This window comes from Duganella sp. FT27W, from assembly GCF_009295655.1.
GTDB lineage: Bacteria > Pseudomonadota > Gammaproteobacteria > Burkholderiales > Burkholderiaceae_D > Rugamonas > Rugamonas zoogloeoides.
Genome location: NZ_WHIV01000002.1, coordinates 832026 through 849708 on the forward strand (window position 1 = coordinate 832026; position 17683 = coordinate 849708).

The following is a 17683-nucleotide window of genomic DNA, read 5'->3' on the forward strand; positions in this document are numbered from 1 at the left end:
CGCCGACGTCCCGGATGCGGCTGTTGTTTTATGTCGCCATTTTGGGGTTTAGTAGCAACAAAAAGAGTTGGTATTGGAGAAAGCAGGCATGAATTTCACGCACAACGAAAAAAGTACCGGGAAGAACTTTACAGGCATTACCATTGTCGTTTTGTTGCACGCCCTGGTTGCTTGGGGGATCATTTCGGGCTTGGGCACTCGCTTGGTCGCCAAGCTTGTTGCTCCGGTGGAGACCAAGATCATCGAGGAAGTAGCACCTCCTCCTCCGAAGGAACTCCCACCACCACCACCGCCGCCAGAGATGAAGGCTCCACCGCCGCCATTCATCCCGCCAGTCGAGGTGAACGTGCAGCAACCGCCGCCGCCGCAAAACACGATCGTCAACGCGACCAACGTGCCGCCGCCGTCGAAGGAAATCGTGAAGGCGCCGCCGGCACAACCGGCGCCAACGCCTGCACCTGCACGCTCGGGTCCACCGAACGTGGCAGCAGTAGCCGACTTCTCCACCTGCGCATTGCCAGAGTGGCCGAAATCGTCGCTGCGTAATGAAGAAACGGGTACGGTGACGTTGTCGTTCCTGATCGCCGCCGATGGTCGCGTCGCCGACTCCAAAATCGTGAAAACCTCGGGTTTCCGCGATCTGGACAAAGCAGCGGTAGTAGGCATCAGCAAGTGCAAATTCAAACCGGGTCTGACGGACGGCAAGCCGACGGAAGCGTGGATGCAGATGCAATATGTCTGGAAGCTGGAGTAAAAGCGAGGCAGCAACACCGTCTCAACTTAAGTAAGTTTCGTTGTCAATTACGTTCAGCGATCTGATTATTTATCAATTTGGAGGAAGCATGTTTAAGAATACCCGTTTGTCCGCTGTACTGGCCGCTGTAATGTTCTCCATGACGGCAACTGCCGCCCTGGTCAGCGCTCCAGCTTACGCACAAGAGACTGCCCCTGCAGCCTCGGCACCAGCAGCGGATGCGGCAGCAGCACCAGCAGCGGATGCAGCAGCACCAGCACCAGCCGCCGACGCAGCAGCTCCAGCAGCAGACGCAGCTCCAGCCCACGGCGCCGCCGCTGGCCACGAAGAAGTTGAAAACCCATACGGCTTCAAAGCAGTTTGGGACGGCGGTTTCGTATCGCGCGCTACCCTGATCATCCTGACCATCATGTCGATGGGTTCGTGGTACATCATCATCGTCAAGCTGATCGACCAACAGAAGATCTTCAAGCAATCGAAAGAAACCAGCGCCAAGTTCTGGAAAGCTTCGTCGATCGCTGCAGGTTCGGCTTCGCTGAAAGAAGGCTCGCCATTCCGCTTCATCGCTGAAACCGGCACCAAGGCAACCGTGCACCACGACGGCGCCCTGCTGGAACAAATCGACCTGTCGACCTGGGTGACCATGTCGATCCAGCGCGCTGTTGACAAAGTTCAATCGCGTCTGCAAGACGGCCTGTCGTTCCTGGCAACCGTTGGTTCGACCGCACCGTTCATCGGTCTGTTCGGTACCGTTTGGGGTATTTACAATGCACTGATCGCCATCGGCATGTCGGGTAACGCATCGATCGACAAAGTTGCAGGTCCAGTTGGTGAAGCACTGATCATGACCGCTTTCGGTCTGTTCGTGGCGGTTCCTGCTGTTCTGGGTTACAACTGGCTGGTACGTCGTAACAAAACCGCGATGGAAGATGTCCGTTCGTTCTCGGCTGACGTTCACTCCGTGCTGATCTCGGGCGCAATGTCCACCTCCGACGCTGCCCGTATGGCCGCTAAAAAGATTGGGTAATTAATCATGTCGATGTCCGTAGGCTCCGATAGCGGAGACGAAGATCAAGTCATGTCAGAAATCAACACGACGCCCCTCGTGGACATCATGTTGGTTCTGCTGATTATCTTCCTGATCACGAGCCCGGTTGTTCTGAAGCTGATCAAGATCAAGCTGCCAGAAGAAAACAACCAGGTTATTCAGACCAAACCGGAAGATGTCAACATTGTGGTAAGCAAGGATGGCGACATCTACTGGAATCAGAAGAAAATGCGGGACACCAATGAGTTGTTCGATTTTCTGAAGGTGGAGGCCGTGAAATTGCCGCAGCCGGAAGTTCACGTTCGTGGCGACCAAGAAACACGCTACGAAGCGATCGGCAAAGTAATCTACACGACCCAGCGCGCTGGTATTCAGAAGGTCGGTTTCATCACCGAACCGCCTGACCGGGGTTAAACCCACCCGTGCACCGCAGGCCTGGTCTCCAGGCCTGCCCTTCTAAAAAGGAAACATCATGAGTATGAATGTCGGCTCCCCATCCGCAGGCGCGGATCCGGAACCAATGATGGAAATGAATATGACGCCCCTCATCGATGTGATGTTGGTGCTGATTATCATGCTGATCATTACGATTCCGAAAGCCAACCACTCGGTCAACTTGAACATGCCGGTCGGTACGCCGCCGCCATCGACCAAGGAACCAGTGGTCATCACGATTGACGTCGATTTCGACGGTACGATTCTGTGGGATAACAACGTCATTCCTGACCGCGGTACCCTGGAAGCGAAACTGGCCGATGTCGCAGCGCAAGCTGACCAGCCGGAAGTGCATCTGCGTCCGAACAAGCTGGTTGAGTACAAAGTCGTGGCACAAGTCATGGCTTCGGCTCAGCGTCTCGGTGTGACCAAGATTGGCCTGGTCGGCAACGAGCAGTTCCAATAATTAGTTCTATGTTCAACGATAGGCAGGACCATTCCTGCCTATTTCGCATTTTGAAGAAAGAAAACTTACCCATGACCAAGTTTCGTCTCGCTCATCTCGGCCTGGTAATGGCCGCTATTGGTTTTACTGCAGCAGCTCCCCTGGCAGGTTTTTCGTCGGTTGCCTTCGCAGCCGAAACAGTGCGCGCTGAAATCGGCAAACCATTGCAGGAAGCACAGAAACTGGCTGCGGCAGGAAAGAACAAGGAAGCACTCGCAAAATTGCGTGAAACCGACTCGGTCGGTAACAAATCCGCCAACGACACGTACCTGATCGAACGCACGCGCGCCTCCGCCGCGTCGGCCGCAGGCGACTTCGACACCGCCGCCAAGGCATTCGAAAGCGTGATCAACTCCGGCAAGCTGTCCGCTGCCGAACAACCAAAATTCACCCAGGCCTTGGCCGGTATCTACTACCGCATCAAGGACTATCCGAAAGCGATTACCTGGATCCAGCGCGCGCTCAAGGACAATCCGAGTGACGGCGCCATGAAAGAACTGCTGATCCAGACCTACTACATCAGCGGCAAGTACGCTGAAGCAGCCAAGGAACTGTCGTCGCAGAAGACGCTGAACGAAGCCCAACTGGGCATGCTGGCCAACATCCAGCTCAAGCAGAACGACAAGACCGGCTACGTCCAGACCCTGGAACGCATGGCTGCCAGCTATCCGAAGCCACAAACCTGGGCCGACCTGCTGCAACGCGTGCAGACCAAGCCTGGCTACTCGTCCACGCTGTCGCTCGACGTGCTGCGTCTGCGCCTGGCCAACGGCCTGCTGACCAAGCCTTCCGAATACATGGAAATGAGCCAGCTGTCGCTGCAAACCGGCAATCCGGCTGAAGCACTGAAAATCATCAACGAAGGCTACAAAAAAGGCGCCCTGGGCACCGGTTCCGACGCGCCGCGCCACCAGCGCCTGAAAGACCTGGCGACCAAAACCCAGGCTGAGTTCGACGGCAAGCTGGCTGCGGCTGAAGCCGAAGCGACCAAGGCCAAGGATGCAGACGCGCTGGCCAACCTCGGTTACGCCCTGGTATCGTCCGGTAAAGCCGACAAGGGCCTGGCGCTGATGGATCAAGCTGTCAAGCTGGGTACCGGCCGCAATCCGGAAGCCATCAAGCTGCACTACGGTATCGCCCAGTCGATCGCCGGCAAGAAAGCTGCTGCGCTGTCCACCTTCAAGACGGTTAAAGGCACGGACGGCACCGCCGACCTGGCCCGTTACTGGACCATCAGCCTGAACCACGCCTAAAGGAACTCTAAAACCTACTGCGCGACTGCCTATCGCCTTTGCGTTGCTCAGCGTACTCTCGTACGCTTGCGCTACTCAAGACGATATCCAGCCGCTCGCTACGGTTTTAGAGGTTCCTTTACATACAAAAAAGCGCTGTTTGCTCCGGCAAACAGCGCTTTTTTTTCATCTTTTCCACCCTCTCCCCCGCTCACGTATAATCTTTCATTTAGCGTTAGTTTCCAGCACAATCCCATGAAGGTATTTCGAGGTCTTCCCAACGCGGCATCGCGTGCGCCGTGTGCGCTCACGATCGGCAATTTCGACGGTGTCCACCTGGGCCACCAGGCGTTGCTGGCCCGCGTGCGCGAAGCTGCCGGCGATCTCGGGCTCGAAGCGGCCGTGATGACGTTCGAGCCGCACCCGCGCGAATTCTTCGCGCAAAAATCGGGCGACCTGTCGCGCGCACCGGCGCGCATCGCCAACCTGCGCGACAAGCTGCAATCGCTGTCCGACAACGGCATCGACCGCGTGATCGTCGAACATTTTTCGTCCTCGTTTGCCGCCCTAACCCCGCAGGAATTTACCGAAAAAGTGCTGGTCGAAGGCTTGCACGTCAAGTGGCTGATGGTCGGCGACGACTTTTGCTACGGCGCGCGCCGCGCCGGCAATGTGCAGATGCTGCAGGAAGCCGGCGAGCGTTACGGCTTCCACGTCGAAACCCTGCCTACCGTGATGAACGGCTCCACCCGCATCTCGTCGTCGGCCGTGCGCACCGCGCTGGCCGAAGGCGATTTTATTCGCGCCGAGGCGCTGCTGGGCCACCCGTACGCCATGTCCGGCCACGTGATCCATGGTCAGAAGCTGGGCCGCACGCTGGGCTTCCCGACTTTGAATCTGCGGGTGCCGCACCGCCCCGCCCTGATGGGCATCTTCATCGTCCAGGTGCATGGCCTGGCAGACCAGCCGCTGCCGGCCGTGGCCAGCCTCGGCGTGCGCCCCACCGTGGACGACAGCGGCCGCGTGCTGCTGGAAGTGCATATCTTCGACTTCGCGCAGAATTGCTACGGCAAGCAGGTGCGGGTGGAATTCCTGCAAAAGATCCGCGACGAAGAAAAATACGTCGACCTGCCCACGCTCACTGCCGCCATCGACCGCGATGCCGACATCGCCCGCGCGTACTTCGCGCAGCGTCATGGCGCCAAAAATGGTGCAACTTCGGCCACCGACCGAATTTGAGCGCGCGACCAGCTACGCGCGCCGGCTACCCCGAATTCCCCGAAATCTTATTGAAGAAATCCCATGTCCAATCCAAAATCCGACAACCCTAAAAACAGCAAGAAGCCAGAGAGCAAATACCCGGTCAACATGACCGAAACCCCGTTCCCGATGCGCGGCGACATGGCCAAGCGCGAGCCGACGTGGGTGCAGCAATGGCAGGACAAGAAGATCTACGAGCGCGTGCGCAAAGCCGCCGCAGGCCGGCCGAAGTTCATCCTGCACGACGGTCCGCCGTACGCCAACGGCGACATCCACCTGGGCCATGCGGTCAACAAGATCCTCAAGGACATGGTGATCAAATCGCGCTCGCTGGCCGGTTTCGACGCGCCGTACGTGCCGGGCTGGGACTGCCACGGCATGCCGATCGAAATCCAGATCGAAAAGCTGTACGGCAAAAACCTGCCGACCGCTGAAGTGCTGACCAAGGCCCGCGCCTACGCGCTCGAGCAGGTGGACCGCCAGCGCAAGGACTTCATCCGCCTGGGCGTGCTGGGCGAATGGCAGAATCCATATCTCACCATGAACTACTCGAACGAGGCGGACGAACTGCGCGCGCTCGGCAAGCTGTTGGAAAAGGGTTATGTCTACCGCGGCCTGAAACCGGTGAACTGGTGCTTCGACTGCCAGTCGGCGCTGGCCGAGGCGGAAGTGGAATACCAGGAAAAGCGCGATCCGGCCATCGACGTCGGCTTCAAGTTCGCCCAGTTCGACGCGCTGGCAGCGGCCTTCAACCTGCCGCAGCTGCCGACCGAAAACGGCTTCATCGTCATCTGGACCACCACCCCGTGGACCATCCCGTCCAACCAGGCATTGAACGTCAACCCGGAAGTGACCTACGCGCTGGTGCAGGCCGAGCGTGACGGCCAGCCGCTGCTCTTGATCCTGGCGCAGGACCTGGTGGAATCGTCGCTGGCGCGCTTCAAGCTCGAAGGCACCACGATTGCCACCACCCTGGGTGCGGCGCTGGAAAACATCAGCTTCCGCCATCCGCTGCACGCCGCCGATCCGTTCTACGACCGCCTGTCGCCCGTATACCTGGCCGACTACGTCACCACCGAGAGCGGCACCGGCGTGGTGCACTCGGCGCCCGCCTATGGCCTCGACGACTTTATCTCGTGCCGCAAGCATGGCCTGAAGGACGAGCAGATCTTGACGCCCGTGATGGGCGACGGCAAATTCGCGTCCACGCTGCCGCTGTTCGGTGGCCTGACCATCTGGGAAGCCTCGAAGCCGATCTGCGACGCGCTGCGCGACGCCGGCGCGCTGTTCGAACTCAAGATGTTCGCCCACAGCTATATGCACTGCTGGCGCCATAAAACCCCGATCATCTACCGCGCCACGTCGCAGTGGTTTGCGGGCATGGACGTCACGCCTGCCGACGGCGGCGCCACCCTGCGCGAGACCGCGCTGGCCGGCATCGAGCAAACCGAATTCTTCCCCGACTGGGGCCAGGCCCGCCTGCACGGCATGATCGCCAACCGTCCCGACTGGACCCTGTCGCGCCAGCGCCAGTGGGGCGTGCCGATGGCCTTCATCGTGCACAAGGAAACCGGCGCGCTGCATCCGCGCACCGCCGAGCTGCTGGAGCAGGTCGCCCAGCGCATCGAACAGGGCGGCATCGACGCCTGGCTGGCGCTCGACCTGAAAGACCTGATCGGCGATGAGGCGGCCAGCTACGAAAAGAACAAGGACACGCTGGACGTGTGGTTCGATTCCGGCGTCACCCACCAGACCGTGCTGCGCGGTTCGCACAAGGAACAACTGGCCTTCCCGGCCGACCTGTACCTGGAAGGCTCGGACCAGCACCGCGGCTGGTTCCACTCGTCCCTGCTGACCGCGTCCATGCTGGATGGCAAACCGCCGTACAAGGCGCTGCTGACCCACGGCTTCACGGTCGATGGCGAAGGCAAGAAAATGTCGAAGTCGCTCGGTAACACGCTGGCGCCGCAAAAGATCTCCGACACCCTGGGCGCCGACATCCTGCGCCTGTGGATCGCCTCCACCGACTATACCGGTGAGCTGTCGATCTCCGACGAGATCCTCAAACGCGTGACCGAAGCATACCGTCGCATCCGCAATACGCTGCGCTTCCTGCTCGCCAATACGTCCGACTTCAACCAGGCGCAGCACGCGGTACCGCTGGAGCAGATGCTGGAAATCGACCGCTATGCGATCGCCAACATGGCCGCGCTGCAGGAAGAGATCGCCCAGCACTACGCCCGCTACGAATTCCAGCCCGTGTACTCGAAGCTGCAGAACTACTGCTCGGAAGACCTGGGCGGCTTCTACCTCGACATCCTCAAGGACCGCCTGTACACGTCGGCCGTCGATTCGCCGGCACGCCGCTCGGCGCAGACCGCGCTATGGCACATCACGCAAAGCCTGCTGCGCGTAATGGCCCCGGCGCTGTCGTTCACGGCGGAAGAAGCCTGGGCCATCTTCGCCGGCGAGGAAGCATACGCTGCCAGCGACGAGACCATCTTCACGCAAACCTGGTGGCAACTGCCGCAGCAGGCCGACGCCGGCGCTTTGCTGGCCAAGTACACGGCACTGCGCACGGTGCGCGCGGACGTCACCAAGCAGCTCGAAGACCTGCGCACGTCGGGCGCAATCGGCTCGTCGCTGCAGGCGGAACTGTCGATCAAGGCGTCGGGCGACAAGTACAAGCTGCTGGCCAGCCTGGACGACGATTTGAAGTTCGTGTTCATCACGTCGGCCGCCCAGGTGGCTGAAGTATCGACCGAAGCGGAAGAAGTGGTGGCAGTCGCCGCATCGACGGCGGAAAAGTGCGAGCGCTGCTGGCACTACCGCGCCGACGTGGGCGCCCACGCCGACCACCCTACCCTGTGCGGCCGCTGCTACAGCAACCTGTTCGGTGCGGGCGAACAGCGCAAGTTCGCTTAAGATGAAGGCCCTGCGCTCCTGCCCACCGCCCGGTGGCGGGAGCGCAGGTGAAACGATCCAACTGACTATTTATGGCCACCAAAAAAATCATCTCTTCCAAATCCTCGGCCAGCCTGACGCCGTGGCTGGGCATCGCCTTCATCATCATCCTGATCGACCAGCTGACCAAGATCACCATCACCCGCACCTTCGTGCTCGGTGAAGAGAAATTCATCACGTCGTTCTTCAACCTGGTGCTGGCATATAACAAGGGCGCCGCGTTCAGCTTCCTGCACGACGCCGGCGGCTGGCAGCGCCATTTCTTTACCGCGATCGGCCTGGCGGCGGCAGCCTACATCATCTACCTGCTGAAAAAGCACGGCGGCCAGCGCATGTTCTCGTGGGCGCTGACGCTGGTGCTCGGCGGCGCGCTCGGCAACGTGATCGACCGCGTGGTGTACGGCCATGTCGTGGACTTCCTCGATTTCCACTGGGAGGGCCTGGGCCACTTCCCGGCGTTCAATGTCGCCGATACGGCGATCTGCGTCGGCGCCGCGCTGTTCATCCTCGATGAGCTGCGCCGGGTAAACAAATAAAGCGGAGAGCATCATGGAATTGAGCGGCAAGAAAATCGTGCTGGGCCTGTCCGGCGGCGTGGCATGCTACAAGTCGGCGGAATTGTGCCGCGCGCTGACCCGCGCCGGCGCCTCGGTGCAGGTGGTGATGACCGACGCCGCCGAACACTTCATCACGGCCGTGACCATGCAGGCGCTGTCCGGTAACAAGGTGTATTCGAGCCAGTGGGACCCGCGCGTGGACAACAACATGGCCCACATCGACGTCACCCGCCACGCGGACGCGATCATGATCGCGCCCTGCTCGGCCGACTTCATGGCCAAGCTGGCGCACGGCGTGTGCGACGACCTGCTCTCCACCATGTGCCTGGCGCGCCCGCGCCACGTACCGCTTTTGATCGCGCCGGCCATGAACGTGGAAATGTGGCAGAACCCCGCCACCGGCCGCAACGCCCGCCAGCTCGAAGACGACGGCATCGTCATCTTCGGCCCGGCCGCCGGCGACCAGGCCTGCGGCGAAGTGGGCATGGGCCGCATGCTCGAACCGGCGCAACTGCTGGAAGAATTGATCGCATCGTTCCAGCCGAAAGTGCTGGCCGGTAAACGCATCCTGATCACGGCCGGACCGACTTTCGAAGCCATCGACCCGGTGCGCGGCATCACCAATCTGTCGTCGGGCAAGATGGGTTACGCGGTGGCGCGCGCGGCGCGCGAAGCCGGCGCCGAAGTGGTGCTGGTATCGGGCCCCACGGCGCTGCCGGCGCCGTTCGGCGTCCAGCGCATCAACGTGCAAAGCGCGATGCAGATGCACGACGCGGTGCTGGCCAACGTCGATCACCAGCACATCTTCATCGCGGTGGCGGCGGTGGCCGACTGGCGCATCTCGAATGCCAGCGAACAGAAACTGAAAAAGAATCCGGACGGCTCGGTGCCCGACCTGAAATTCGAGCAGAACCCGGACATCCTGGCCACGGTGGCCGCGCGCACGTCGCTGGCCGGCCATCCGTATTGCGTGGGCTTTGCCGCCGAGTCGGAAAACCTGATCCAGTTCGGCGCCGACAAGCGCGAGAAAAAGGGTATTCCACTCCTGGTCGGTAATATCGGCCACCACACCTTCGGCCAGGACGACAACACCATCATCCTGTTCGACGAAAACGGCCACACCATCCTGCCGCGCGCCGACAAGCTCACGCTGGCGCGCCAATTGATTTCCGAAATTTCCAAACGCATCACCCAGCATTCGCTCTTCGACAAATAACATGAATACTATCGACGTCAAAATCCTCGACCCGCGCATGAAAGACCAGTTGCCGGCCTACGCCACTCCGGGTTCCGCCGGTCTCGACCTGCGTGCCTGCATCGACGCGCCCATGGTGATCGAAGCCGGCCAGACCGTCCTGATTCCTACCGGGCTGGCGATCCACGTGGCCAATCCCGGCTACGCCGCCATGATCCTGCCGCGCAGCGGCATGGGACACAAGAACGGCATCGTGCTCGGGAATCTGGTAGGCTTGATCGACTCCGATTACCAGGGCCAACTGATGATTTCGACCTGGAATCGCGGCCATAGCGCATTCACCCTGAACCCGATGGAACGGCTGGCGCAACTGATTATCGTGCCGGTGCTGCAAGTGGGCTTCAACGTGGTGGAAGAATTTGACAGCAGCGAACGTGGCGTCGGAGGCTTCGGCAGCACGGGCGTACAATAAACAGCAGGAGACTTCAGGATGGTTCGACAGCACACTTCGACAAAACTCGCTTCATTGTCCCTGGTCGCGGCAGCCAGCCTGCTCACCGCCTGCACCACCTACACGGTGCGCCCCACTGATGGCGCGTCCGAGCCGGCCGTGGTCCGCACCATCAACCAGGACCAGCCGGTGGTCACCGCCAAGATGGCGGCGGCTCGCGAAGAGCTGGGTCAGATGGTGGCGCTGCAAGACCGCCTGTACCGCATTGCCGCCCCGCTCCTGATCAATAACGCCGACCTGTGCCGCTCGCAGGCGCGCAACCTGCTGGGCTTTACCGCCAAGAACCGCTACTCGTACTCGGGCGAATACGTCGATGCCGCCACCGCAGTGCTCAACTACGGCGACCGCCTGGAAGTAGCCAGCGTACTCGCCGGCAGCGGCGCCGCCAAGGCCGGCCTGAAACAGGGCGACATCCTGCTGGCGGCCGAAGGCAAGGAACTGCCGCGCGGCGCCAATGCCGAAACGCAGGCGGCCGGCATCCTCGGTCCGCTCGCGTCCAGCAACAAAACCCTGAACCTGATGGTCGAGCGCAAGAACGTCAACGTTCCGCTCAAGGTGCCCGTCACGCGCGCCTGCGCCTTTAAAATCGACATCGGCAATGTCGACAACATCAACGCCTATGCCGACGGCCAGCGCGTGCTGATCACGCGCGGCATGGTCAATTTCGCCCAAACCGACGAAGCGATTGCCTATGTGCTGGCCAAGGACATGGCCCACAACATCCTCGGCCATGCCGCCACCACGCGTTCGGCCTACACGGTGGCCAGCATCATCGACAACCTGGTCACCATTCGTCCCGACACCTCCATGCTGATCGGCAGCGCGGGCGTGAAGCCGATGCCGCAGGAGCTCGATGGCGCCGCCGACCGCCTGTCGCTCTACATGGTGGCACGCGCCGGCTACAGCACGGCCGGCGCCCGCGCCTTCTGGCAGCGCCTGACCACGCAGTATCCGGCCACGGTCCTCAACGGCTACACCGCCAATCACCCTTCGGTGAACTATCGCCTGTCGGTGATCGACAAGACCGTCGCCGAAATCCGCAGCAAGCAGTCTTCCAACAAACCGCTGGTGCCGTAGGAGTCATCGATGAACAAGTCCGCCCTGTCGGTCGTGGTGTGCCTGTTGTTTGCGGCAGCGGGCGGCGCCCAGGCCGCGCAATGGGCCAAGGTGGGCGGCGCCTCGGGCGGCGCCGGCAATGTCTATTACATCGACCGTGCCAGCGTGATCAAGAAGGACAAGACACGCAAGGTGTGGTCGCTGCACTCGTTCGCGCGCGCGCAGAATTCGCCCGAGGGCAAGCCGTACAAATCGGTGAAGGCGCTGCACCTGTATTCGTGCGAGGACCGCACCACCATCCTGCTCTCGCAGGTGTTTTACCCGGAAGCCATGGGCAAGGGCGAGGCGCTGGAGACCTACAAGTACGAAAAATTCACGGCGGAAGATATCGTGCCCGACAGCCCGTACGACAATGCACTCGCCATCGTCTGCAAGCCATAACGCTTAGCTGAAATTCGGAAAGTCCGGAAACACGGTGGCCATCAGCCAGGTCAGCGCGCCGCACAGCAGCACCACGCCCACCAGCACCAGCAGCAGGCGGCCGAACTTCGGACCGTCTTCATCGTCACTGTCGTCTTCGTAATGATTCGGTTCGGTCATGGCGTGCCTGCACGGTTCGGAGAGGCATAGTATATTCCAACCATGGACAGCATCGATCTCGAAGTACTCAAAACCAGCGCAGCGTGGATCGCCTCCGGGCGCCGCTGCGAACTCATCACCGTCATCAAGACCTGGGGCAGCAGCCCGCGTCCGATCGGTGCCACCCTGGCCATCTGCGACGATGGCACCGTGATCGGCTCGGTCTCGGGCGGCTGTATCGAAGACGACCTGATTGCGCGCGTGCGCGACCACGGCATCAGCCGCACGGCGCCCGAAATCGTCAGCTACGGCATCACTGCCGACGAAGCGCACCGTTTCGGCCTTCCCTGCGGCGGCACCATCGAACTGGCGATCGAACCGCTGGCACAGCACAGCCGCATCGCCGAGCTGCTTGAACGGCTCGAACGCCACGAACTGGTGCAGCGTCGGCTCGACCTGCACACCGGTGCGGTGGAACTGTCGGTGGCGCCGCCCGGCGCGCAGATGCAGGTCAGCGATCGCGCCATGGTCACGCTGCACGGTCCGCGCTGGCGGTTGCTGATCATCGGCGCCGGCCAGCTGTCGCGCTTCCTGGCGCAGATTGCCACGGCCATGGATTACCACGTGATCGTGTGCGACCCGCGCGAGGAATACCGCGCCGGCTGGCACGTGGACGGCGTGCAGCTGGTGCACGACATGCCCGACGATACGGTCACCGCCATGCGGCTCGACCATCGCAGCGCGGTGGTCGCGCTCACCCACGATCCCAAGCTCGACGACCTGGCGCTGATGGAAGCCCTGAAGTCCGACGCGTTTTATGTCGGCGCGATCGGCTCGCGCCTGAACAACAGCAAGCGCCGCGAACGGCTGCTGCAATTCGACCTGACGCCAGCACAGCTGGCACGGCTGCACGGGCCAATCGGCCTCTACATCGGCAGCAAGACGCCTTCGGAAATCGCCATCTCGATCCTGGCCGAGCTGACCGCGACCAAGAACGGCGTGCCGACCGGGATGCTGGTGCCCCACGCGGCGGCACCGACGGCGCCGGGTGCCGATGTGTGCGTGGTGGAGACCGGCGCCGTTTAGCCTGACAGCCCAAAGGGGGGCGGGCGGGGACGCCGGGTCCCTTCCGGGTTCGGCCACCGCGCAGAGCAGTGCAGGATAAAAGCAAGAACCGGCTGGTATTCCCCTGCGTGCTGCGGGACAATGGCACCATGAGCACAGCCAACCTCCTCCGCCTGATCTTCCTCGCCGCCATCTGGGGCGGCTCTTTCCTCTTCATGCGCATCGCCGCGCCCGTGCTCGGTGCGCCGGTGCTGATCGAATACCGTGTGCTGTTTGCCGCGCTGTTCCTGGCCGTGATGGCGCTGGTGCTGAAAAAGCCGCTGGCCCTGCGCCAGCACTGGAAGCACTACCTGATCCTGGGCCTGGTCAATTCCGCGCTGCCGTTTCTCTTGTTCGCGTTTGCCGCGCGCACGCTGTCGGTATCGCTGATGGCGGTGCTCAATGCCAGCACGCCGCTGTGGGGTACCTTGATCGCGGCGGTGTGGTCGCGCCACCCGATCACGCCCAAGGTGGCGATCGGCCTGCTGTTAGGAGCGTGCGGCGTGGCGTTGCTGGTCGGCTTCGATCATGTGACGTCCAAGCCCGGCGCCGGCATCGCCATCGTGGCCGTGCTGTGCGCCTCGTTCATGTATGGCGTGGCCAGTAATTACACCCGCAGCGCGGCCAGCGCAAAAGGCGTGGAGCCGTTCGCCAACGCCCACGGTTCGATGTGGGCCTCGGTGCTGCTGGTGCTGCCGGTGGTACCGTTCTTCCCGGCGCCGGCCACGCCCACCATCGGCGTGATGGGCGCGGTGATCGCGCTGGGGGTGCTGTGCAGCGGCGTGGCCTACCTGATCTACTTTCGCCTGATCCAGGATGTGGGGCCGTCGTCGGCGCTGACCGTGACGTTCCTCAGTCCCCTGTTCGGCATCCTGTGGGGCGTGCTGTTCGTCGACGAAACGATCCATTGGTACACGGTCGCCGGCGCCGGCATTGTGGTCGTGGGCACCGCACTGGTGACGGGCTTCCGCCCGAATTTCGGCGCGCTGCGCAAGGCCCGCGCCTGATGGCCAGCTTCGCCTTCACGTTCGAGCTGGCGCCCGGCTATCGCCTGCACGACGTGCTGGCCTTTCACCGCCGCGATACCGAAGCAGTGGCTGAGCAGGTTGAAGGGAACCGCTTGCGCAAGGGCGTGATGCTCAGTGGTGTGCCGGTGCTGCTGGACGTATCGTTTGAAGGCCTCGTTGATCCATCGGCCGGCGCCAGCGCGCCTGGCCAAGCGGTCTGCACGGTACACGCCGACGGCAAGCTGTCCGCCGCCGCGCGCCGCCGCCTGGAAGGGCAAGCGCATGACGCCGCACTCAACATCCTCGGCCTGCGCATCGACCCGGCGCCGTTCTGCGCCTTTGCTGCCGACGATCCGCTGCTGGGCTCCCTAGTACGCGCGCAACCGGGTCTGCTGATCGTGCAGTCGGCCACCGTGTTCGAGGCGCTGACCTGGGCCGTGATCGGCCAGCAGATCAACCTGTCGTTCGCCATCACACTGCGTCGCACCCTGATCGAACTGGCCGGGCGTCGGCACAGCAGCGGCTTGTGGTGTTATCCGGGACCCGCCGACGTGGCCGCGCTTGAACTCGACACCCTGCTGGCCCGCAAATTTTCGCGCGCCAAAGCAGAGACGTTATTGCGGCTGGCGCAACTGGTGCAAAGCGGCGCGCTCGATCTCGAGCTTTCGCCCACCAACAGCATCGAACAGATTTCAGCTGCGCTGCTGGCGATCAAAGGTATCGGCCCGTGGACCGTCAACTACGGCCTGCTGCGCGGCTACGGCCATGCCGACTGCTCGCTGCACGGCGACGTCGCCATCCGCGCCGCCCTGCAGGCGCTGCTCGGCGAAGACACCAAGCCCGCCATGGCACGCACCGAACAACTGCTGGCGCGTTATGCCCCGCACCGGACCATGGCGGCGGCGCACCTGTGGGCCAGCTTGCATCCGCGCGCCAGCGACTAGCAAATTGTTTATGTCTGACGTAAAGTCACCAAACCGCACGGCACCTGCTGGAACTCATGAGGAAAGTCGTATGAACCTTGACGAACTCGATGCCCTGAAAGCGAAGCTCGATTCTTTGCGGCCATTACCTGTGGCGGCATTGCGCAATCTGCATGAAGCGCTGGTCCTGCACTGGACCTACAATTCCAATGCCATCGAGGGCAATACACTGACGCTGATGGAAACCAAGGTGGTTCTCGAGGGCATTACTGTCGGGGGCAAGCTCCTGCGCGAACACTTCGAGGCCATCAACCATCGCGACGCCATCCTGTACGTGGAGGACATCGTGCGGAAGGCCGAGCCATTGAGCGAATGGCAGATACGCAATCTGCATCGCCTGGTGCTCAAGCACATTGATGACGAAAACGCGGGCACCTATCGAAAGCTGAACGTCACGATTGCCGGTGCGCGCCACGTGCCGCCGGATATGCTGCTGGTGCCTGGGCAGATGTCGGCACTCATGCACTGGTATGACACCGAGGCAGCGGCCGTGCATCCGATCGTCCGTGCCGCCAGGCTGCATGTCGAGTTCGTCAAAATTCACCCGTTCGTCGATGGCAATGGCCGCACGGCGCGGTTGTTGCTCAACCTGGAGCTGCTCAAAGCCGGCTATCCGGCCATTGTGCTGCCGGTGACGCGTCGTTTGGCGTACTACGAAACACTGGACACCGCCCACGCAGAGGGCGACCTGGCGCCGTTTATCGAACTGGTAAAAGAATGTGTGAGGGAAGGATTTGCGCCGTACTGGCACGTACTTGGTGTGAACCCGGAACGCATGTAGAACCAATGAAAAAGCCGCTGATCTCTTTCGAAATCAGCGGCTTTAGTATCTGGTTGCGGGGACAGGATTTGAACCTGTGACCTTCGGGTTATGAGCCCGACGAGCTGCCAGACTGCTCCACCCCGCGTCTGTATGGATGTATTATAGGGCAGTTCAGGGGATTAGGCAATATTAATCCCGAAATGATTGCCGATAGACCGAATAAATCCGCAGAGCCCCTTTCAACGGGCATGTCCGCGCGCCGCAATCGGTGTAAAGTAGGCAAATGAACAAACCATCCCGACCAGTCAGCATCTGCCTATGAAATATTGTTCCGAATGCGCCGCCGCCGTCACCCTGACGATCCCCGCTGGCGATAACCGCCCCCGTTTTGTCTGCACCAACTGCGGCACGATCCACTATCAGAATCCGAAAATGGTGCTGGGCTCGATGCCGGTCTGGGAGCGCGACGGCGAACTCAAGGTGCTGTTATGCAAGCGCGCGATCGAACCGCGCCATGGTTACTGGACCCTGCCTGCCGGTTTCATGGAAAACGGCGAAACCACGGCCCAGGCGGCGATCCGCGAAACCGAGGAGGAAGCCGGCGCCAACATCGAACTCGGCAAGCTGTTTTCGATGTTGAACGTGGTACGCGTGCAGCAGGTACACATGTTTTACCTGGCCACCCTGCTCGACCTCGATTTTGCGCCCGGCATCGAAAGCCTGGACGTGCAATTGTTCAGCGAGGCGGAGATTCCGTGGGACGACCTGGCCTTCCCCACCATCCGCGCCACGCTCGAACTGTTCTTTGCCGAACGCGCCCGCATGCGCGAAGCGGGTTCCCGGGACGACTACGGTTTCCATGAACACGATATCCACCGGGCCATGCGTTCGGACGATGCCACGTGATCCCCTGGCTCGACACTAACACCCCCTTCCCCGATGTCTCGACCGCGCTCACCCGCGAGGCGCCGGGGCTGCTGGCCGCCGGCGCCGACCTGTCGCCGCAGCGGTTGGTGACGGCTTACCAGCACGGCATCTTCCCGTGGTTTTCGGAAGGCCAGCCCATCCTGTGGTGGAGCACCGATCCGCGCATGGTCTTGATGACCGACCAGTTCCGCGTCAGCGACAGCCTGCGCAAGACCTTGCGCAAAGTGGAGCGCGAACGCACCAACCCGGACGGCGGACGGTGGCAGGTGCGCTTCGATAGTGCATTCGAGGAGGTCATGCGCGCGTGCGCCGCACCGCGCCGCGACGGTCCCGGCACCTGGATTTCGGAAGACATCATTGCCGGCTACACGGGCTTGCACCGACTGGGCTATGCGCACTGCGCCGAGGTATGGCTCGATGGCGAATTAGTGGGGGGCGCGTACGGCGTTTCCATCGGGCGCATGTTCTACGGCGAATCGATGTTTGCCCGCGTGACGGACGGCTCCAAGATCGCCCTGGCTTACCTGGTGCGGTTCTTGCAACACCATGGCGTCCAGATGATTGATTGCCAGCAGGAAACTAACCACCTGGCCTCGCTGGGCGCCGCACCGATTCCGCGTGAGCGCTTTTTAATACACTTGCGCAACAATATTGGCTTACCTCAAATCAAGGACTGGGAACCGATTGCGCCGCTGGCCCAGCGCAGTTAAGCTGGAGCAAAATCCTGCGACACGGTTCCTTGATTAACGCTATTATTGGTCAAAAGAACAACCGCCCGGTCATACACCAAGTATGGGGCACCG

The 17683-nt window shown here is 61.7% G+C and carries 19 protein-coding genes and 1 tRNA gene; 18 read left to right on the top strand and 2 right to left on the bottom strand.

The window, feature by feature from the left end; all coding sequences use genetic code 11:
- Nucleotides 1–88 precede the first annotated feature (88 nt).
- The 12 genes from F8197_RS09875 to F8197_RS09930 all read left to right on the top strand — a co-directional run bounded on the left by F8197_RS09875 (nt 89) and on the right by F8197_RS09930 (nt 11958).
- Complete coding sequence (locus F8197_RS09875) at nt 89–754, top strand: energy transducer TonB (protein ID WP_152881689.1); 666 nt, start codon at nt 89–91, stop codon at nt 752–754.
- Nucleotides 755–842: 88 nt separating this feature from the next.
- Complete coding sequence (locus F8197_RS09880) at nt 843–1781, top strand: MotA/TolQ/ExbB proton channel family protein (RefSeq protein WP_152882032.1); 939 nt, start codon at nt 843–845, stop codon at nt 1779–1781.
- 6 nt (nt 1782–1787) lie between these two features.
- Nucleotides 1788–2216: a biopolymer transporter ExbD gene (locus tag F8197_RS09885; RefSeq protein WP_026637469.1), complete on the top strand. Its 429-nt coding sequence runs from the start codon at nt 1788–1790 to the stop codon at nt 2214–2216.
- A 58-nt stretch (nt 2217–2274) separates the two neighbouring features.
- Complete coding sequence (locus tag F8197_RS09890) at nt 2275–2703, top strand: biopolymer transporter ExbD (protein ID WP_026637470.1); 429 nt, start codon at nt 2275–2277, stop codon at nt 2701–2703.
- 71 nt (nt 2704–2774) lie between these two features.
- Nucleotides 2775–3995 carry a tetratricopeptide repeat protein gene (locus F8197_RS09895; protein WP_193333384.1) on the top strand — a complete coding sequence of 407 codons (1221 nt, stop codon included), beginning with the start codon at nt 2775–2777 and terminating at the stop codon, nt 3993–3995.
- A 234-nt stretch (nt 3996–4229) separates the two neighbouring features.
- On the top strand, nt 4230–5213 hold the full coding sequence (locus F8197_RS09900) for a bifunctional riboflavin kinase/FAD synthetase (RefSeq protein ID WP_056140826.1): 984 nt from the start codon (nt 4230–4232) through the stop codon (nt 5211–5213).
- A 63-nt stretch (nt 5214–5276) separates the two neighbouring features.
- Nucleotides 5277–8159, top strand: coding sequence for an isoleucine--tRNA ligase (gene ileS / locus F8197_RS09905; protein WP_152881691.1), 2883 nt, complete (start codon nt 5277–5279; stop codon nt 8157–8159).
- Between the two features lie 71 nt (nt 8160–8230).
- Nucleotides 8231–8734 (top strand): signal peptidase II, encoded by a 504-nt coding sequence (gene lspA, locus F8197_RS09910; protein ID WP_152881692.1) that lies wholly within the window; start codon nt 8231–8233, stop codon nt 8732–8734.
- A 13-nt stretch (nt 8735–8747) separates the two neighbouring features.
- The gene (gene coaBC / locus F8197_RS09915; RefSeq protein ID WP_152881693.1) at nt 8748–9971 is read left to right on the top strand and encodes a bifunctional phosphopantothenoylcysteine decarboxylase/phosphopantothenate--cysteine ligase CoaBC; all 1224 of its coding nucleotides are present in this window, start codon (nt 8748–8750) and stop codon (nt 9969–9971) included.
- A 1-nt stretch (nt 9972) separates the two neighbouring features.
- Nucleotides 9973–10422: a dUTP diphosphatase gene (dut, locus tag F8197_RS09920; protein ID WP_056140838.1), complete on the top strand. Its 450-nt coding sequence runs from the start codon at nt 9973–9975 to the stop codon at nt 10420–10422.
- Nucleotides 10423–10440: 18 nt separating this feature from the next.
- Entirely contained in the window at nt 10441–11538 is a 1098-nt protein-coding gene (locus F8197_RS09925) for a M48 family metallopeptidase (RefSeq protein ID WP_152881694.1), read from the top strand.
- 9 nt (nt 11539–11547) lie between these two features.
- Nucleotides 11548–11958, top strand: coding sequence for a surface-adhesin E family protein (locus tag F8197_RS09930; protein WP_056140844.1), 411 nt, complete (start codon nt 11548–11550; stop codon nt 11956–11958).
- A 3-nt stretch (nt 11959–11961) separates the two neighbouring features.
- On the opposite strand, the gene F8197_RS28565 is transcribed toward F8197_RS09930, so the two are convergent.
- Nucleotides 11962–12117, bottom strand: a complete 156-nt coding sequence (locus tag F8197_RS28565; protein ID WP_193333385.1) for a hypothetical protein — start codon at nt 12115–12117, stop codon at nt 11962–11964.
- A 42-nt stretch (nt 12118–12159) separates the two neighbouring features.
- Between F8197_RS28565 and F8197_RS09935 the strand changes: the two genes are divergently transcribed.
- The 4 genes from F8197_RS09935 to F8197_RS09950 all read left to right on the top strand — a co-directional run bounded on the left by F8197_RS09935 (nt 12160) and on the right by F8197_RS09950 (nt 15971).
- The gene (locus tag F8197_RS09935; RefSeq protein ID WP_019922894.1) at nt 12160–13182 is read left to right on the top strand and encodes an XdhC family protein; all 1023 of its coding nucleotides are present in this window, start codon (nt 12160–12162) and stop codon (nt 13180–13182) included.
- A gap of 128 nt (nt 13183–13310) precedes the next feature.
- Nucleotides 13311–14207 (top strand): DMT family transporter, encoded by an 897-nt coding sequence (locus tag F8197_RS09940; RefSeq protein WP_152881695.1) that lies wholly within the window; start codon nt 13311–13313, stop codon nt 14205–14207.
- The gene (locus F8197_RS09945; protein ID WP_152881696.1) at nt 14207–15151 is read left to right on the top strand and encodes a DNA-3-methyladenine glycosylase 2; all 945 of its coding nucleotides are present in this window, start codon (nt 14207–14209) and stop codon (nt 15149–15151) included. Before F8197_RS09940 ends, F8197_RS09945 begins: the two co-directional genes overlap by 1 nt.
- Nucleotides 15152–15221: 70 nt before the next feature.
- Complete coding sequence (locus tag F8197_RS09950) at nt 15222–15971, top strand: Fic family protein (RefSeq protein WP_152881697.1); 750 nt, start codon at nt 15222–15224, stop codon at nt 15969–15971.
- Between the two features lie 50 nt (nt 15972–16021).
- Here the strand turns inward: F8197_RS09950 and F8197_RS09955 are convergent.
- Nucleotides 16022–16098: transfer RNA gene (locus F8197_RS09955), tRNA-Met, on the bottom strand.
- Nucleotides 16099–16271: 173 nt separating this feature from the next.
- Between F8197_RS09955 and F8197_RS09960 the strand changes: the two genes are divergently transcribed.
- Both F8197_RS09960 and aat read left to right on the top strand, forming a co-directional pair.
- Complete coding sequence (locus F8197_RS09960) at nt 16272–16859, top strand: NUDIX hydrolase (protein ID WP_152881698.1); 588 nt, start codon at nt 16272–16274, stop codon at nt 16857–16859.
- Complete coding sequence (gene aat / locus F8197_RS09965; RefSeq protein ID WP_373996830.1) at nt 16856–17590, top strand: leucyl/phenylalanyl-tRNA--protein transferase; 735 nt, start codon at nt 16856–16858, stop codon at nt 17588–17590. The genes F8197_RS09960 and aat overlap by 4 nt, the downstream gene beginning before the upstream one ends.
- The last annotated feature ends 93 nt before the right edge of the window (nt 17591–17683 follow it).

Bases quoted from the DNA above. Each gene is read 5' to 3' on its own strand.
- F8197_RS09960 (WP_152881698.1), top strand. From the start codon at position 16,272: ATGAAATATTGTTCCGAATGCGCCGCCGCCGTCACCCTGACGATCCCC.
- F8197_RS09940 (WP_152881695.1), top strand. From the start codon at position 13,311: ATGAGCACAGCCAACCTCCTCCGCCTGATCTTCCTCGCCGCCATCTGG.
- lspA (WP_152881692.1), top strand. From the start codon at position 8,231: ATGGCCACCAAAAAAATCATCTCTTCCAAATCCTCGGCCAGCCTGACG.
- ileS (WP_152881691.1), top strand. From the start codon at position 5,277: ATGTCCAATCCAAAATCCGACAACCCTAAAAACAGCAAGAAGCCAGAG.
- F8197_RS09875 (WP_152881689.1), top strand. From the start codon at position 89: ATGAATTTCACGCACAACGAAAAAAGTACCGGGAAGAACTTTACAGGC.
- F8197_RS09925 (WP_152881694.1), top strand. From the start codon at position 10,441: ATGGTTCGACAGCACACTTCGACAAAACTCGCTTCATTGTCCCTGGTC.
- F8197_RS09945 (WP_152881696.1), top strand. From the start codon at position 14,207: ATGGCCAGCTTCGCCTTCACGTTCGAGCTGGCGCCCGGCTATCGCCTG.
- F8197_RS09890 (WP_026637470.1), top strand. From the start codon at position 2,275: ATGAGTATGAATGTCGGCTCCCCATCCGCAGGCGCGGATCCGGAACCA.
- F8197_RS09880 (WP_152882032.1), top strand. From the start codon at position 843: ATGTTTAAGAATACCCGTTTGTCCGCTGTACTGGCCGCTGTAATGTTC.
- coaBC (WP_152881693.1), top strand. From the start codon at position 8,748: ATGGAATTGAGCGGCAAGAAAATCGTGCTGGGCCTGTCCGGCGGCGTG.
- F8197_RS28565 (WP_193333385.1), bottom strand. From the start codon at position 12,117: ATGACCGAACCGAATCATTACGAAGACGACAGTGACGATGAAGACGGT.
- F8197_RS09930 (WP_056140844.1), top strand. From the start codon at position 11,548: ATGAACAAGTCCGCCCTGTCGGTCGTGGTGTGCCTGTTGTTTGCGGCA.
- F8197_RS09885 (WP_026637469.1), top strand. From the start codon at position 1,788: ATGTCGATGTCCGTAGGCTCCGATAGCGGAGACGAAGATCAAGTCATG.
- F8197_RS09900 (WP_056140826.1), top strand. From the start codon at position 4,230: ATGAAGGTATTTCGAGGTCTTCCCAACGCGGCATCGCGTGCGCCGTGT.
- F8197_RS09950 (WP_152881697.1), top strand. From the start codon at position 15,222: ATGAACCTTGACGAACTCGATGCCCTGAAAGCGAAGCTCGATTCTTTG.
- F8197_RS09935 (WP_019922894.1), top strand. From the start codon at position 12,160: ATGGACAGCATCGATCTCGAAGTACTCAAAACCAGCGCAGCGTGGATC.
- dut (WP_056140838.1), top strand. From the start codon at position 9,973: ATGAATACTATCGACGTCAAAATCCTCGACCCGCGCATGAAAGACCAG.
- F8197_RS09895 (WP_193333384.1), top strand. From the start codon at position 2,775: ATGACCAAGTTTCGTCTCGCTCATCTCGGCCTGGTAATGGCCGCTATT.